General features: G+C 26.9%; 18 protein-coding genes and 2 tRNA genes. 14 read left to right on the top strand and 6 right to left on the bottom strand.

The window, feature by feature from the left end; genetic code table 11:
- Positions 1 to 7 precede the first annotated feature (7 nt).
- Positions 8 to 1,015, top strand: coding sequence for a calcium/sodium antiporter (locus tag Q1J76_RS03660; protein ID WP_300366952.1), 1,008 nt, complete (start codon positions 8 to 10; stop codon positions 1,013 to 1,015).
- Here the strand turns inward: Q1J76_RS03660 and Q1J76_RS03655 are convergent, their stop codons facing one another.
- The 4 genes from Q1J76_RS03655 to Q1J76_RS03640 are packed head-to-tail and all read right to left on the bottom strand — an operon-like array spanning position 1,016 to position 3,264.
- Positions 1,016 to 1,696, bottom strand: a complete 681-nt coding sequence (locus tag Q1J76_RS03655; protein ID WP_300366949.1) for an ATP-binding cassette domain-containing protein — start codon at positions 1,694 to 1,696, stop codon at positions 1,016 to 1,018.
- Positions 1,686 to 2,414 carry an ABC transporter permease gene (locus Q1J76_RS03650; RefSeq protein ID WP_300366944.1) on the bottom strand — a complete coding sequence of 243 codons (729 nt, stop codon included), beginning with the start codon at positions 2,412 to 2,414 and terminating at the stop codon, positions 1,686 to 1,688. The genes Q1J76_RS03655 and Q1J76_RS03650 overlap by 11 nt, the downstream gene beginning before the upstream one ends.
- Before the next feature lie 2 nt (positions 2,415 to 2,416).
- The gene (locus Q1J76_RS03645) at positions 2,417 to 2,827 is read right to left on the bottom strand and encodes an META domain-containing protein (protein WP_300366941.1); all 411 of its coding nucleotides are present in this window, start codon (positions 2,825 to 2,827) and stop codon (positions 2,417 to 2,419) included.
- A 32-nt stretch (positions 2,828 to 2,859) separates the two neighbouring features.
- The gene (locus tag Q1J76_RS03640; RefSeq protein WP_300366938.1) at positions 2,860 to 3,264 is read right to left on the bottom strand and encodes an META domain-containing protein; all 405 of its coding nucleotides are present in this window, start codon (positions 3,262 to 3,264) and stop codon (positions 2,860 to 2,862) included.
- A gap of 169 nt (positions 3,265 to 3,433) precedes the next feature.
- Between Q1J76_RS03640 and Q1J76_RS03635 the strand changes: the two genes are divergently transcribed.
- Complete coding sequence (locus Q1J76_RS03635; protein WP_300366935.1) at positions 3,434 to 4,285, top strand: metal ABC transporter substrate-binding protein; 852 nt, start codon at positions 3,434 to 3,436, stop codon at positions 4,283 to 4,285.
- A 5-nt stretch (positions 4,286 to 4,290) separates the two neighbouring features.
- Positions 4,291 to 5,031, top strand: coding sequence for a metal ABC transporter ATP-binding protein (locus tag Q1J76_RS03630; RefSeq protein ID WP_300366933.1), 741 nt, complete (start codon positions 4,291 to 4,293; stop codon positions 5,029 to 5,031).
- 22 nt (positions 5,032 to 5,053) lie between these two features.
- Here Q1J76_RS03630 and Q1J76_RS03625 read toward each other — a convergent pair whose 3' ends face one another.
- Positions 5,054 to 5,878 (bottom strand): metal ABC transporter permease, encoded by an 825-nt coding sequence (locus tag Q1J76_RS03625; RefSeq protein ID WP_300366930.1) that lies wholly within the window; start codon positions 5,876 to 5,878, stop codon positions 5,054 to 5,056.
- A gap of 51 nt (positions 5,879 to 5,929) precedes the next feature.
- Positions 5,930 to 6,982, bottom strand: a complete 1,053-nt coding sequence (locus Q1J76_RS03620) for a DegT/DnrJ/EryC1/StrS family aminotransferase (protein WP_300366927.1) — start codon at positions 6,980 to 6,982, stop codon at positions 5,930 to 5,932.
- Positions 6,983 to 7,156: 174 nt separating this feature from the next.
- Here Q1J76_RS03620 and Q1J76_RS03615 point away from each other — a divergent pair, with 174 nt between their 5' ends.
- The 11 genes from Q1J76_RS03615 (at position 7,157) to Q1J76_RS03565 (ending at position 15,807) form a co-directional block, all read left to right on the top strand.
- Positions 7,157 to 8,119 (top strand): ABC transporter substrate-binding protein, encoded by a 963-nt coding sequence (locus tag Q1J76_RS03615; protein WP_300366925.1) that lies wholly within the window; start codon positions 7,157 to 7,159, stop codon positions 8,117 to 8,119.
- A 135-nt stretch (positions 8,120 to 8,254) separates the two neighbouring features.
- Positions 8,255 to 8,782, top strand: coding sequence for an ABC transporter substrate-binding protein (locus tag Q1J76_RS03610; protein ID WP_300366923.1), 528 nt, complete (start codon positions 8,255 to 8,257; stop codon positions 8,780 to 8,782).
- A gap of 8 nt (positions 8,783 to 8,790) precedes the next feature.
- Positions 8,791 to 9,555: a tRNA pseudouridine(38-40) synthase TruA gene (truA, locus tag Q1J76_RS03605; protein WP_300366920.1), complete on the top strand. Its 765-nt coding sequence runs from the start codon at positions 8,791 to 8,793 to the stop codon at positions 9,553 to 9,555.
- A 61-nt stretch (positions 9,556 to 9,616) separates the two neighbouring features.
- Positions 9,617 to 9,699 (top strand) — tRNA-Ser (locus Q1J76_RS03600).
- Positions 9,700 to 9,732: 33 nt separating this feature from the next.
- Positions 9,733 to 9,805: transfer RNA gene (locus Q1J76_RS03595), tRNA-Arg, on the top strand.
- Positions 9,806 to 9,843: 38 nt separating this feature from the next.
- Positions 9,844 to 10,395 carry a KdsC family phosphatase gene (locus Q1J76_RS03590; RefSeq protein WP_300366917.1) on the top strand — a complete coding sequence of 184 codons (552 nt, stop codon included), beginning with the start codon at positions 9,844 to 9,846 and terminating at the stop codon, positions 10,393 to 10,395.
- Positions 10,373 to 10,939 carry an LPS export ABC transporter periplasmic protein LptC gene (gene lptC, locus Q1J76_RS03585; protein WP_300366914.1) on the top strand — a complete coding sequence of 189 codons (567 nt, stop codon included), beginning with the start codon at positions 10,373 to 10,375 and terminating at the stop codon, positions 10,937 to 10,939. The genes Q1J76_RS03590 and lptC overlap by 23 nt, the downstream gene beginning before the upstream one ends.
- Positions 10,932 to 12,272: an LptA/OstA family protein gene (locus Q1J76_RS03580; protein ID WP_300367021.1), complete on the top strand. Its 1,341-nt coding sequence runs from the start codon at positions 10,932 to 10,934 to the stop codon at positions 12,270 to 12,272. Before lptC ends, Q1J76_RS03580 begins: the two co-directional genes overlap by 8 nt.
- Positions 12,256 to 13,248 carry a hypothetical protein gene (locus tag Q1J76_RS03575; RefSeq protein WP_300366911.1) on the top strand — a complete coding sequence of 331 codons (993 nt, stop codon included), beginning with the start codon at positions 12,256 to 12,258 and terminating at the stop codon, positions 13,246 to 13,248. The genes Q1J76_RS03580 and Q1J76_RS03575 overlap by 17 nt, the downstream gene beginning before the upstream one ends.
- Positions 13,249 to 13,485: 237 nt before the next feature.
- Positions 13,486 to 14,313 carry a hypothetical protein gene (locus Q1J76_RS03570; RefSeq protein WP_300366908.1) on the top strand — a complete coding sequence of 276 codons (828 nt, stop codon included), beginning with the start codon at positions 13,486 to 13,488 and terminating at the stop codon, positions 14,311 to 14,313.
- 3 nt (positions 14,314 to 14,316) lie between these two features.
- The gene (locus Q1J76_RS03565; protein ID WP_300366905.1) at positions 14,317 to 15,807 is read left to right on the top strand and encodes a hypothetical protein; all 1,491 of its coding nucleotides are present in this window, start codon (positions 14,317 to 14,319) and stop codon (positions 15,805 to 15,807) included.
- The last annotated feature ends 71 nt before the right edge of the window (positions 15,808 to 15,878 follow it).

Here is a 15,878-nt window from a genome sequence, read left to right as displayed (position 1 = left end):
GGCATATATGGAACATATTTTATTGAATGTAGTTTTTACTATAGCTGGTATATTATTATTATATTTGGGCGGAACTTATATTGTAGATGGAAGTGTAATGATTGCTAATAGATTAAAAATACCTCCTATAGTTATAGGTCTTACAGTTGTGGCTATGGGTACATCTATGCCTGAACTTTTTGTAAGTTTATTTGGGGCTTTAAGAGGAGAGAGTGCTATTGCTGTAGGTAATGTTATAGGAAGTAATATATTTAATGTTGTATTTGTACTTGGTGTATCTGCTTTATTTATGAATATGTCTGCTGGTAAAAAATCATACTATGTTTCTATGATTTCTATGTTTATAATGTATGCATCTTTATGTATTATGCTTTTTAATATAGAAACTAAAAGTTTAATAGGGGATAAAATTTCTATAGTAGAAGGTATAATACTTTTTATTTTATTATGTATTTATGTTTATTATCTTTATAGTGTAATATCAAAAGATAAAGATGAATTGGCTACATTTGAAAAAGAAGTATCATCATCAACTAAAACTAATTCTATAGTAAGGGCTGTATTTAAAATAATAATTGCTATATTGGCATTAGCTTTCGGATCTGATGTATTTATAAAGGGAGTAACAGGAATATTCAGAAATTTTTTAAGCGAGCATATAATAGGATTTATAGTTGTTGCGGTTGGAACTAGTATACCTGAACTTGTTACAAGTATTATAGCAGCAATTAAAAAAGAGGCTGATATATCTATAGGAAATATAGTAGGAAGTAATATATTCAATGTTGGTGCTGTTCTTGGTATATCATCTATGGCTTCATTTAGATTCGGCGGTATAGTATTAAGTCAGACTCAAAATTATTTAATAGACTTTTCTATTATGGTATTTTCAGGATTATTATTATTAGTCTTTACTATAAAAGGAAAAACTTTAGGGAAGATAAAGGGAAGTATATTTTTAATAGTTTATATAGCTTATGTGGTTTATTTGCTTAAAACTACATCAGTGTCATAATTAATTATTTATTAGTATATCTGTAAGTTTTTGCTGTAAATGATTTTCTGTATCATTATTGTTAATATGTTCTTCAAATATTAATTGAGTATAATTATTTTTATTTGATAATATATAAATATAATCTCCAAGCATAACAGCTTCAGATACATCATGAGTAACATAGAAAAAAGTTTTATTTGTTTTTGATTGTATATTTTTTATTATATCTATAAGTTCTTTTTTTCTTTTTATATCCTGACTTTGTAAAGGCTCATCCATAAGTATAAAATTTGAATCATAAGCAAAAGCTCTTGCCAATGATAATCTTTGTTTCATTCCTCCGCTAAGTTCTTTTGGTTTTGAATGTATATTATTGACAATGCCTGTTATTTCTAATGCATTCTTTATTATTTTATCTATTTCTTCTTTATTTTTTATTTTATCTTTAAGTACATATTCTATATTTTTATAAGAATTAAAAAACTCTAATAATCTAGGCTCCTGATATACGAATGCTTTATCATCTTTATTTATTTTTGATGATATTATATTCAAAAGTGAGGTTTTTCCAGAACCAGATGATCCCAATATTATGTTAATTTTATTTAAATGAAAATATATATTAAAATCTTTAAATATTACAAAATCGTTATAAGATAAATTTATATTTTCTAATTTGAATATATTATTATTTATCATGATTAAGCCTTATAATAAGTTCAAATATTCCATTAAATATAACAGCAATCAAACAATAAGCAAATAAAGAAACACTATCCAAATATAAATGAGATTCATAAAGTTTACTTCCTATTCCTAAAGTAGGCAATGCCAATATTTCTGCTGCTAATATACTCTTCCAAGTGATACCCATAGACTGAGATGCTGATGTTAATATATATGGCTTTATATATGGTATATAAAGATTTAATATTTGTGTTTTTAAAGATACATTATATGACAATGACATTTCTATTAATTTTTTATCTATATTTACTATTCCATTAGTTATGGCATCATACATTATAGGAAAAATTACTAGCATAGAAACAAATATAGGTACTGTATTATTATTGAACCATATTATAGCCACTAATATTAAAGGTATGGTTGGTATTGTTTTTATGAAATTTATTATTGGTATTAATGTATATCTTATAGGAAGTATTATACCTGACAATATTCCTAATATAAAAGCGAATAAAAATGATAAAATAAATGTTATTAAAACTCTGATAAGACTTGAAAATAAATCTTTATAAAATGATTTTTCTAATATTATTTCTATAAATTTTTTTATTATATTTGTTATATTAGGGAATACTATTTCAGAATTAATTTTTAAAGCAATAAAATACCATAAACTTATAAATATAATTATTCCTAGTATTAAATATATAAGTTTTTTATTTTTCATTATTATTTAATTCTTTTAAAAATAAGAATTTCATTATCCAATGTCGTCATAATTAGATTATTACTTGTCAGTTCTATTGAAGAGGCTTTATTTAATAATTCTATATATTGTTTTTCTGATTCAACTGCTTCAGAAGTTCCTCCCATTTTAGTAACTACCATATCTTTAAATATAATCATATTTCCTCTTCTCATTTCATATTTTCCAAGATATGTATTGAATCCACTGTATCCATAAAACTCTTCATTATAAAATGATATTGTAATTCCTCTTCCTTTAAACATATTAGTAAGCTGAAAAGTTTTCCCATTTAAAGTACTAGTTGATATATTTATTGATTTTTTAGATGAAGCACAGGAGCCTGTAAATATTATCAAAATAAAACAAAATATTAAAGTACAATTTCTTCTCATCAAAATATCCTAAATACATTTTAACAAATTATTTAAATTTCTTCAAAAATTAAATTATTAGAGGATAATAGAGTATATATTGTTAATTGTCTTCCTTCTATTTTGAAGGAAGTAGCATTTTTAAGCATATTAAGATATTCTAGTTCAACTGCAATTTTTTCTCTTGTACCATTCTTTTTTGTCAATGATATTGATAGTATATTGAATATATCACCATCTAAATTGTATAGAGATGAATAATTATTAACAGCAGAAAAACCAGATACTGTATCTTCATTGAATTCTATTGTTATATTCATTTGAGGATACATACTAACCAATTTAAATTTTCTGCCAAGCAAACTATTATTATCAACTTTTTCTATTTGAGCTGTTTTTGTTGTAGAGCATGAAACTATTAAAAATGCTACTATTATAACATGTACAATATATTTCATAATTATCCTAATTTAGTCTATAATATTGTCATATTTTCGGTAAAAAGTTCATATATTTAATAATGTAATTTTATATATTATACAAATTCTTCATAATTATTAAATATTGAAATTTTATAATTATCATATTATAATTGTCAAAAATTTAAATACTAAGGATATAAATTAAATGAAAAATATTATAATATCTATTGTTGTATTATCATTTTTAATAGGCTGTGATAATACTTCTAAAACTAATTCTATAAATAATCCTCAAGTTTATACAAGCATATATCCTATTTATGATTTTACTAAAAAAATAGGCGGAGATAAAATAGATGTATATAATATGACTTCTGTAGGAGCAGAGCCTCATGATTTTGAAATAACTTCAAAAGACATGGCGAATTTAACAAAGGCAAATCTATTTATTTATAATGGCGGAGGTATGGAGCATTGGGTTGATACGGTTAAAGATGGTATAAAAGAATTGAAATATATAGAATCTTCTTCAGGTATAGATAATGAAGGATTAGACCCTCATTTTTGGCTTTCACCTATTAATGCCAAAAAACAGATGGAGAATATAAAAAATGCATTATCAGAAATAGATTCTAATAATTCTCAGTATTATGATTCTAATTATAATTTTTATGCTGAAAAATTAGATGAATTAGATAATAAATTTAGAGAATATTTATCCAATGTATCCAATACTAATTTAGTAGTAACTCATGCAGCATTCGGACATTTTTGTAAAGAATACTCATTAAATCAATTAGCCATTGCTAGAGATGAAGCTGATCCTAAAGCTATGTCTGATACTATAGATTTTATAAAAAATAATAATGTTAAGGCTATATTCTATGAAGATTTCTCTAGTTCTAAATTAGTAGATTCTATTGCAAAAGAGACAGGGGTTAAAGTATTAACATTGAATCCTATAGAGTCTTTAAGTGAGGAATATATTAAAGATAGCGAAGATTATTTTTCTATTATGGAAAAGAATTTTACTTCTTTAACTAATGGACTTAATTAAATATTATGAGTAAAATTATAGAATTTAAAAATGTACATTTCGGATATAATTCTGATGATATATTAAAATGCATAAGTTTTGATGTTAATAGCGGAGATTTTGTTTCTATAATAGGTTCTAACGGTGCTGGAAAAAGTACTATATTGAGGCTTATTTTGGGTGAGGTTAATCATTACAGAGGAATTATCAAACTGTATGAAGAGAATATTAATAAATTTAGAGATTGGAAAAAGATAGGATATTTAGAACAGAATGCATATTCAAAGATTTTGAATTTCCCTGCTACAGTTTATGAAATAGTAATGTCCAATAATTTTTCGGATATAGGTTTATTTAAATTTCCAAATAAGAGCCACCGCATAAAAGTTATGAATGTATTAGAGCTTTTAGGCATGGAAAAATATAAAGATAGAATGATATCAAAACTTTCAGGTGGACAAATACAAAGAGTTTTTTTGGCTAGAACTTTAATATCCAATCCAGATTTACTTCTTCTTGATGAACCTACAAATGCTGTTGATAGAGAAACTGTAGATTTGATATATGATATTTTACAGAAATTAAATAAAGAAAAAAATATCACTATAGTAATGGTTACTCATGATTTGGAAAAAGTATACAATATGTCTAATAGGATATTTTGTTTTGAAGAGGGTACTTTATTAGAGCTTGATAAAAATCAAATATATGATGAACTTTCTCATAAACATAAGCATCCTAATAGCGATAATGTTTGTTCATGTTAATTTAGTTAAAAGATTATTAAATTTATTTTGTCAATATTCTTTTATACTTTGATGATATAATGTATTTAATAAATATTATTATTATAAATGTTATTATACTTATTAGAACTATTGTAGCCCCTGGTTTTAGTCCGTAATAATATGATACAAATATTCCAAGTATAGTAAAAAATACATTAAAAATTACAGCATAAATTATAGTTTTTTTATAACTGTTAGCAATTTGCATAGAGCATGCTGCTGGAACTACCATCATAGAAGATACTATTAAAGCACCTATAGCCCTTGCTGATATTGATACTGTAACTGCAGTCAATATTGTAAATATGAAATTTATTCTATTTACTGGAACACCTGATAATTTTGCTAATCTTTCATTAAATACAATATAGAAGATTTCTTTATATAAAAATACAAAAATTAATATTGATAATGTGCTTATTAGCATAACTAGTTTTAATTCAAAATCGCTTACAGCAACAATACTTCCGAATAAGAAACTATTAAAATTAGAATTATTAGATACAAATCCAGAAAGAAGCCCTGCAATGGATATTGATAAAGACATTATTATGGCTATAGATATTTCTCCATATTTAGATACTCTTTTTCTTATGAACTCTATAGATAATGCTGATAATATACAGAATATAATAGACGCTAATATTGGATTTATATTAAAAACCAGCCCGAATGTAACTCCTGCAAGCGAAGTATGAGATATAGCATCTCCTATCATAGAAAGTCTTTTTAATACTACAATAACCCCTATACAAGGTATTATTACAGCAAGCATAATGCCTACTAAAAAAGCCTTACGCATAAAGTCGTATTGAAATATTTCCATTAAACTCTCCAAACTTCCACATTTACTATAAATAATAAATCATATATAATTTTATCTTATTTGCTTTATTAGTTTGCATATAAGTTCAGCTTCGCTTTTTTGCAAAGTAGGATATATAGGCAAGGATACGCTTTTTAAATATGCATTTTCAGTATTAGGATAATTTTCATTAGGAAGATTAAGATACTGATGCAATGGCTTGAATATCGGTCTTGCTACTTCTACATTATGTCTTTCAAACATCTTTATAGCATCATAAACGTTCATACTTCCATTAAGCATACATACATATCTATAACATGAAGGGTTTTCACTATCATGGGTTGATAATTTCATCAAGTTGCTTTCAAGTATAGCATTATCATAGAATGAAGCTATATCGCCTCTTACTTCAACCATTCTGTCAAGATGCTTTAATTCTTCTATACCTATTGAAGCCTGTAAATCTGTTGCTGAATAATTGAATCTCTTTACAAAATTATCTTTTTTATCATATTGAATTATATCTCTTATTGCATCCATTCCTTTTTTCTTAGTGAGTATCATTCCGCCTGCACCACCTGAAGTTATCATTCTTGTAGCAGAAAGTGAAAAGTAGGCAAAATCACCGAAACTTCCGAGTAAAGTATTTCTATATTTTCCGCCTAAACTATGAGATGCATCCTCTATAACAGGTACTTTTATATCAGTAAGTTCATCTATTAAGGCACAGTTTCCAAACATATGTGATACAATAATTGCTTTAGTCTTTTCATTAATTGCCTCTATAACATTATCCATAGATATTTGAAAACTATCTTCGTCTATATCTATAAGTACAGGAGTAGCTTTTAAATTTGTAACTACTTGTAAAGGAGAGGCATTTAAAAAAGATGACATTATAACTTCATCGCCTTCTCCTATATTTAGATGTCTTAATATAAGTTCTAATGCTGCAGTTCCGCTATTAACAAATATTGCAGTAAATCCCCTTCCAAAATAATTGGCAAAATTTCTTTCAAACTCATTTATAACATCGCCTGTAGCTAGATTATCGCTAATCATAACTTTTAATGCAGATTCTAAATCTTTTTTTCTTATAGTTGGTCTGGAATGTCTAATCAATTTTTATTCCTTATATTATAAATTTAATTTTAAAGATGATATCATAAAATATATTATTTTCAATAAAATTCAATAAATGATAAATATATATTTTAAATTTTGTTTGACTTTATTAATTCTCTGCTATATTATACTAGTAATAGTAATCATATAATTTTTTAAGGAGATATAATAATGAAAAAGTTGTTTATTGCTTTATCAATTTCTATATTATTTATTGTGTCATGTTCCAAAACAGATACAGCTGCTAATAAATCAGATTCAGGAAATGTACAAAAAATAGGAATACTTCAGCTAGTAGAACATTTAGCATTGGATCAGGCTGCTAAAGGTTTTATAGACGGATTAAAAGAGGCAGGATACGAAAATGGTAAAAATATAACAATAGATCATCAGAATGCTCAGGGAGAACAGGCAAACTGTATTACAATATCTCAGAAATTTATTAATGACAGATCAGATTTAATACTTGCAATAGCAACACCAGTAGCACAGGCAGTAGCTAATTTAACAAAAGATATACCTATACTTGTAACAGCAGTAACAGATCCAGCAGATTCAAAATTGGTAGCAGATAATAAAGTTCCTGGAGGAAATGTTACAGGTACTTCAGATTTAACTCCAGTAAAAGAGCAGATAGATTTACTTAAAAAGCTTATACCTAATGCTAAAAATATAGCATTCTTATATAGTTCAAGCGAGCAAAATTCAAAATTCCAAATAGATATGGCAAAAGCTAAAGCAGATGAAGTAGGATTAACTTATGTAGATGCTACAATAACAAATCCTAATGATATACAGCAGGTAGTTCAAAGTTTGGTAGGTAAAGTAGATGCTATATATGTTCCTACTGACAATATGGTATCATCTGGTATGGCTAATGTTATAGCTATTACAGAACCTGCTAAAATACCAGTAATATGTGGAGAGGCTGCTATGCTTAAGGCTGGAGGGCTTGCTACTTATGGTATAGATTATTATGAATTAGGAAAATTAACAGCTAATCAGGCAGTAAAAATATTGAAAGGAGAATCTAAACCTGCTGATATGCCTATAGAATATATTCAAAATCCTGTATTAGAAATCAATACTAATGCAGCTCAAAAATTGGGTATTACTATACCTGCAGATTTATAATAATTATTTGACAGATATATAAAAGCCTGTATAATTTATTATATGGGCTTTTTTATTAATCTTTTCTTTTTAGTATTATGACTCATTAAAAATAAAAAGTTCAATTAATAAAAAAATAATAATAAGGTGCTATTTATGAAAAAGTATATTTTTATATTAATTCTATTTATAATTTTTTCATGTTCAAAAACAGAAACTAATCAAACTGTAGAAAAAAATGAAGCTCTAGGCGTAAATGTTTCAGGTACTTCAAATTTGAGTTTTGTAGATGAACAGATGGAATTATTAAAGAAATTAGTACCTAATGTGAAAACTGTTGCAGTTATGTATAATTTAAGTGAGCATAATTCGAAATTGCAAATAGATATTTTTAAAAGAAAATTAGATGAAATGGGAATATCATACATTGAGGCTACAATAACTAATCATAATGAAATACAGCAGATGATAGGAGAGTCAGAGATACCTACAGATAATATGCTTGCTGCAGGTATGCCTAACGTTATAAGTGTTACAGAGCCTGCTAAAATACCAGTAATATGCGTAGAGTCAGAAGCAACAACTATGGATATAGATTATTTGCAAACTCCTACATTAAACATCAATACTGATGCGACAGAAAAATTGGCTATAATTATAGCAAAGAATATAACTGATAAATGAATTCGATAATGCATAATATAAAGATAACAATACAATATGACGGCACAGATTTTTACGGATGGCAGATACAACCGAATTTGAGAACTGTTCAGGGAGAAATATATAAGGCGGTTCAAAAAATATATGGTGAAAAAATAACTATATACGGATGCGGAAGAACGGATGCTGGAGTTCATGCTTTAGGGCAGGTTGCCAATTTTAGAATACCTAAAATGCTAGTTCCTATTAATAAGGTTCATATAGCTTTGAATTCATATATGGATAGAGATGTAAGAATAATAAAAGCCGAAGAGATGCCAGATGATTTTAATGCTAGGGCTTCTGCAACATTCAGAGAGTATTTGTATATAGTTCATAACAGTAGTACTTCGTTTCCTTTTTATGAGAGGTATGCTTGGTTCTATAGAAAAAATATTATAGATGAAAATTTGATTAATGAGTATGCTAAATATTTAATAGGAGAGCATAACTTTACTTCATTTTGTTCCACAGAAGATGAAAATGATTCTAAGTTCAGATATTTAGAAAGAGTTAAAGCGATAAGAAAAGTAGATACAATATATTTTATAATTAGAGGCAATGCTTTTTTGCACAATATGGTTAGAATAATAGTAGGTACTTTGATAGAAGGGCAGAAAAAGAAAATGCCTATTAATTTTATAGAAGATATTTTAAAAAGCGAGGATAGAGCAAGAGCCTTTGTAACAGCTCCAGCACATGGTCTTTATTTCAGACATGCTTTTTTTAAAGATGATTATAATGAAATTATATAAAAAACTAAAAAATAACTTGAAATAAATTTTTAATATGCTATAATACACAGCATATTTATTTGGAGAGTTCGTTCAATTGGTAGAGCAGCGGTCTTGAAAACCGCCGGGCTAACACCCATGTGGGTTCGAGTCCCACACTCTCCGATTTTTATTAAACTTAATAGCTTCTTAATATAAGGGGCTTTAGCTCATCAGGATAGAGCACTGGTTTCCTAAACCGGGTGGGCAGGTTCGAGTCCTGTAAGCCCCAAAATGTTTATCCTAATATCTAATTAAAAGATCCTAAAAATGAATATCAAAGATTATATATCATATTTATTTAATATTAATAAACTTCAGAAAATCAAACTTCTAGTATCAGATATAGACGGAGTGATGACTGACGGAAGACTCATATTTGATGATAATGGTGTAGAAAGTAAATTTTTTCATACTCAAGATGGAATGGGTATTGTTATGGCATTAAAATCTGATATAAAAGTAGCTGTTATATCTGGAAGTAATTCTAATGCTATTAAAATGAGATTTGATAAATTTAAAAAGCATGGTTTCGAAGATTTAATATTGGGACATGAAAATAAGATGCCTATTATTTTAACTTTAATTGAAAAGTATGGTTTAAAAAAAGAAGAGATAGCATATATTGGCGATGATTTGATAGATTTGAAAGTTATGGAATATGTTGGTATATCTTTTTCTCCTAAAGATGCTCATTATGAGGCTTTAAAAATTGCTGATATTGTAGTTAATAAGAGGGGAGGATATGGTGCTGTCAGAGTAGTTATAGATATGATTTTAAAAGCAAAAGGTATTTATAATGAAATTATTAAAGAATTTTAGTTTTTTATTATTTTCAGTTTTTTTATTTGTTTCCTGTACAGATTTTAAAAATTTAGGCAATGAATTTGTTAATTCAAATTCCAATGTTGATAAAATACCTAATATGGAATTTTACGGATTTAGAAGAGAAAGCTATGATACTAATTTCAAACAACTGGACTCTTTCGCCACTAATGCTAAATTTTTTAATGACAAGAAAAGAATAGAATTGTATGATAGTAGAACATATACATATGAATCCAATAAAACAATAGCAGCAAGTGTATCAGGACAATTTGTAATAATTAATCAGGATACTTTATATACACAAATATATACAAATGTAATTGCAAAATCTTCAAATAATACAGTTCTCTATACAGAATATCTTCAATGGGATAATGAAAAAAAGCATTTTAAAAGCCCTGTTCCTATAAGAGTAGAGCAGGAAGATGGAAGCTGGCTTACAGGAAGCAGTATGGAAGGGGATATGGGATTAGAAAATATAACTATATACAATGAAGTTGATGAAGGTGATGCTATAGGAGTTCCTGTTGCTGAATAGTAAAAAGATTGTTTTTGTAATATTTATATTATTTTTATTTGCATTGTCCTTAATAGCTCAGTCAAGAAGAAGTGCTGATAAATTCACTTATAATAATAAGAAAAAAGTATTTCAATATACAGGAAATGCTAAATTAGAAGATTCATCGGCTGTTATTACTAGCCATGTTATGACATTTTATCAGGAAACAGAATTAGCAACATTTAGTGGAGGAGTTAGATTATTAAGTAAAACTAATGGTTCTACAATATCTGGAGGATATGCCAGTTATAATGGAAAAACTAGATATGCATATGTGAAAAATAAACCTGTTTTGAAATCTCCTACAAATAATATGACTATAAGAAGTTCTTTTATGGAGAGAGATTTTAATACTCCTATTGCAAAAGCCATAAGTAATGTGCATTTAACACATATAGATAAAGAAAATAATATAAAAACTGATGGATATGCTGATAATTTAATTTATGATATGGATACTGAAATATCTATATTAACAGGAAATCCTAGACTTTATCAAGGTTCAGACAGACTTGAAGGTGAAATATTAGAATATAATGCTAAAAATGCTACAGCTAATGTTATGGGTAGGGGGAAAGTTTATATTCTTCAGACTAATAATTATGTAAACTCAGTAGAAACTAATAAAAAAAATAGCAATGTTAGTAATTATAATATTATAGTTGCTGATAGATTATTTTTAAATGAGTATGGGGGAAAGGATAATAATACTCGTACTTTATATGCCTATGGTAATGTTACTGCATTTTTCTATGAGGAAAATATGATACTTAAAGGCGGATATATAGAGTATGAAATAGATAATGAGCATGTATATATGTATCAAGATCCTTCTGTTAGAATACCAGATAGAGGGATTATAGCATTTGGAGAATGGATAGAATATAAAAAAGATGAAAAGTTCAAAGATGTTATATTTCATAATGATGTTGTTATGATTGATTATGATGAGAGTTTATCTTTGGAAGGTAATTTACTTCATCTTGATCCAGATACAAAAGTTGCCACTGTAAGTGAAAACCCTAAAGCTTATGTTGAAAATAGAAGTATAAAAATTACATCGGTTACTATGCAGATGTTTAATGATGAAGAAAAATTGAGGGCTAATGGTAATGTATTTGTTGAAGGAAAGGATATGAACTCTAAAAGTGCATGGGCTACATATTTTGATAAGCAGAAATATTTAAGACTTTGGGGTGAGAATCCTTATTTAAAGCAAAAAGAAAGTGTTGTAAGGGCTAGAGAAATAAAGTATTATATAGATGATGAAAAAGTTGAAGCTATGGGTGTAAGCGGTGAAATACCTGAATAGTATAATATTTTTATTTTTAATATTCTTTTTATCCTGCCAGAAAAGTAATGAGCCTCTTAAAAAAGATAAAATATATAATGTTAATATTACATATATAGAAGATGATGGTATTATAGGTTTTGAGCCTAGTGATTTTATAGATATTTTTGATGATGATTTATCAAGACTTACTTATGATATATTGGGGTATAATATTAAATATCATTTGAAAAATGGTATTAGCGATGATAAATTCTATCAAGATAATAGAAAAATAATGATAGAGAATTCAGATATATTCAAAAAATATTTCATAGATATAAAAAATATAGATTATGAACAATTAGAAAAAGATATATTATATTCACTTTCTAATGAAACAAGTTTAAGTATAAAAAAATTATTCGGATATGAATATGGAACTCCTCTAAAAACAATAGCAGAAAATATAGCACCTTCATATGCTCAAAGTATACTTAATGTTTGGAATAGTCCTGTTAAAAATAGAAGAGAGCTACTTATAGGAAATAGATTATTTATTTTTACCTCTTTGTATTGGAGAATAATGGCAAATGAATTTAAAGATAGTTCCATTGTTATAGTGAATATGCCATTAACTTCAAACTATAGAGGAATGACGGCTAAATCTATTGCAGATGGAGGTTTTGTAGATAGAATAGTTGCAGAAAATTATAATATAAAACCATGTAAATCTATTTCTATAATAAGTACATATCAGCTTCTAAATTCTAATATAGATAATGAAACTCGTAAAAAAATATTTTCTTACTATATAGTTCAATCTATTGCTATGATGTTTCCTAAATATGATATACATTCAGAGGAAAAACATTCTATAATGTCTGAACTAAATCGTTTTGATTATGTTAATTGGTATAATAACATAGTTAACTTCCAATTAAAAGAGCCTTATAAAAGAATCAAAAAGTATCATGATACTATAAAAATTAAATACATAAAAAATAGTATATATTAACTATATAAAAATAAACATTATCTAAAAAATGTCTAATAAAAATAATACAAAAATAAAAAAATGTCTATTTATTATGTATGATATGTTGTATTGTTTGCTTTGTTAATAAACATAATACTAAAATAATTGTGAATTTGATGAAAAAACTATTTACTTAAAATGAAAAGGTAGTACAATTTCTATATAAACATTTTAATTATTATGTCGATTTTTATTAGTAGGAGAAAATAATTTTTTATGAAAAAAATATTAATTAATATATTATTATTTGTAGGCTTTTCGGTTGCATATGGATTTGATGAAGGTTTTATCTGGGCATTAAGGGTAAACTTTAATGGTACAGTAACTTTACCTTCAATCAATGCTTCTGATATAGATAAAATAGGTGCTGCTTATATGAAAGGCGGTGTCGGTTATACTATGGACGGTGAAGCAGAACTAGGTTATTTATTCGGTTCTGAAAAATGGTTTAATGGAATGGATCCTTCCAAATTCAGTGGTATGAGTCTTTTTGTTTCTTTAGGTGTTGGAAACGGATTTGCAGGACAGGTTGCCGGTAATACAATAGATTTAGGAAATGGATCTGGACCTCAAACAGTTAATATGTTTATTAATGTTAGTTATGCTCCTGTTATTAGTTTTGGAGTTGGAACTAAGGTATATTTGTTAAATAGTAGATTAGCTTTAGGTTTTCATATAGGTGGTAAATTAATAGCAGATTTATCTCCTGAGTATTTAGCTTATGCAGATCAAGAGATGCCTGGTTTGCCTGAAGTAGGAGAGATAATAGTAACTGATTTTATGGTAAAAAATATGAATCCTGTTATGTTTAGTATGAAGTTTATGCTTGAATATAATCAGCCTATTAATGATAGGGTAGAAGTAATGTTAGGAGCTTATACAAGATTTAATGTATATTCTCCCGGATATATAACAATGCCTCCTAGTTTGTTAGCTCAATTAATATTAGTAAGACCAAATTTTACTTTAGAAACACCATTAAAATCATACTATATCAACTCATTAGATTTTGGACTTACTATAGGATTGGCATTCAAAGGATAAAGTATGAATAAGAAATTATATTTAATATTTATTGTAATTATTTCACTTATTTTTATATCTTGTGGAGGTCATTTTTTCAATCCAAGATATTATTATAACAAAAACACATTGGATTCTGGAGAGTCAGGTGGCGGAGATATTGATTTAGGTGGAGAAAATTTATTGCCTGAAGATGATCCATTTAGCCCTTTTTATAAAGGAGAAGGGTATTATGGTTGGAATGATGAGAATTATATTTTTAACGGTAGTATTATAGACAAATGGTTTATGAAAGTAAATTTTGGAAGAGGTAATGTTCCTGATTATAAATTCTTTATGCCTCAAGATGGAAGAACTTGGGTACAAAAAGATTCTTTAAAGAATGAATTCTCATTTGATGCATCTTCTGATGGAAATAAAGTAACTCATCCGATAACTGTTTCAATATCAGGAATGATAGTATATAAATATGTTAATAAAAATCCTTTAATTGATGCAAAAGGAAGTTATAATGCTTCTGATAGATTAAAGAGATTCATATTTATAAGAATTGACGGTTCTGCAGCTGGTACGCCTATGGATAATTATCTTATAGCAATAGATAAATATTCTAAATTTATTTTTGCTTATGCCAAGATAACCAAAACTGGCAGTACACTTGGTCAAAAATATCCTACTGAATTTGATGCTATAGAGAGATATGCTGATAAAAGAAAATTTTATGAGTATGATCCTATAGGTTTTATTTCTGAGGATGGTACAGTTACATTATTTGATGAATATAAAAGACAAATGGAAGCAGGTGCTACAGATTATGTTCCTTCTGTGCATAAAACTTCAGATGGTAAGCCTAGAAAATTAGCCACAAGAAATAATCCTGGTCGTTCTCCATATTTAAATATGAATGATGAAAGTAATAGAGTTAATATTATAGTATCTTCAAAATCTGTTGAGAATATAAGTGTAAAAAGTTATTATAAAAAGACTATTTTTAATGGTTGGGAATTGAAACCAGAAGGTTACTTTGTATATGCCACAAGAGCTTCTATATATAAAGATCCTAGCAGTAAAACTTTTGAGATGCTTGGTAATTATGGCGAAGGTAAAGAATTAGGTTTTGGAGCAACTTGGAATAGTATAATAACAATAGAAAATAATAAAAGTATTATGTCAGAAAAAAGTACCAAATATGCTATATCAGATATTAATAAAGCTAAATTTAATATTGATATTGATACTAAATTTATTAAATATAATTGGAGTTCTGGTTTCCCTGATTATGCAGGAACAGTTACTCATATATCACAATATGATAATTCTTTATTAACTTTATCATATGACGGAGCAACTAAAACAGTTAAATTAAATAGTAAAAAAGATAAAGTTGTATCTTGTACTCCTGATTCATTTACTTTGAATAGAGGAGAAACTAAAGATATAGTTGTTAAATATCAAGATAATAATGATAATAGAACAGAAGAGTGGACAGTTACTTATTCTATAGGTATAGAATAATAAATATTTACCATATAGACTGCAAGTAAATATTAAAAGTTATTTGCAGTCTATTATATTGGAGATTAATT

Origin of the sequence: Brachyspira sp. (assembly GCF_029258575.1) — a bacterium.
Lineage (GTDB): Bacteria > Spirochaetota > Brachyspiria > Brachyspirales > Brachyspiraceae > Brachyspira.
This window is presented reverse-complemented; position numbering and strand designations above follow the sequence as displayed.

Coding starts and splice junctions, on each gene's coding strand:
- Q1J76_RS03660 (WP_300366952.1), top strand. CDS start 8: ATGGAACATATTTTATTGAATGTAGTTTTTACTATAGCTGGTATATTA.
- Q1J76_RS03655 (WP_300366949.1), bottom strand. CDS start 1,696: ATGATAAATAATAATATATTCAAATTAGAAAATATAAATTTATCTTAT.
- Q1J76_RS03650 (WP_300366944.1), bottom strand. CDS start 2,414: ATGAAAAATAAAAAACTTATATATTTAATACTAGGAATAATTATATTT.
- Q1J76_RS03645 (WP_300366941.1), bottom strand. CDS start 2,827: ATGAGAAGAAATTGTACTTTAATATTTTGTTTTATTTTGATAATATTT.
- Q1J76_RS03640 (WP_300366938.1), bottom strand. CDS start 3,264: ATGAAATATATTGTACATGTTATAATAGTAGCATTTTTAATAGTTTCA.
- Q1J76_RS03635 (WP_300366935.1), top strand. CDS start 3,434: ATGAAAAATATTATAATATCTATTGTTGTATTATCATTTTTAATAGGC.
- Q1J76_RS03630 (WP_300366933.1), top strand. CDS start 4,291: ATGAGTAAAATTATAGAATTTAAAAATGTACATTTCGGATATAATTCT.
- Q1J76_RS03625 (WP_300366930.1), bottom strand. CDS start 5,878: ATGGAAATATTTCAATACGACTTTATGCGTAAGGCTTTTTTAGTAGGC.
- Q1J76_RS03615 (WP_300366925.1), top strand. CDS start 7,157: ATGAAAAAGTTGTTTATTGCTTTATCAATTTCTATATTATTTATTGTG.
- Q1J76_RS03610 (WP_300366923.1), top strand. CDS start 8,255: ATGAAAAAGTATATTTTTATATTAATTCTATTTATAATTTTTTCATGT.
- truA (WP_300366920.1), top strand. CDS start 8,791: ATGCATAATATAAAGATAACAATACAATATGACGGCACAGATTTTTAC.
- Q1J76_RS03590 (WP_300366917.1), top strand. CDS start 9,844: ATGAATATCAAAGATTATATATCATATTTATTTAATATTAATAAACTT.
- lptC (WP_300366914.1), top strand. CDS start 10,373: ATGAAATTATTAAAGAATTTTAGTTTTTTATTATTTTCAGTTTTTTTA.
- Q1J76_RS03570 (WP_300366908.1), top strand. CDS start 13,486: ATGAAAAAAATATTAATTAATATATTATTATTTGTAGGCTTTTCGGTT.
- Q1J76_RS03565 (WP_300366905.1), top strand. CDS start 14,317: ATGAATAAGAAATTATATTTAATATTTATTGTAATTATTTCACTTATT.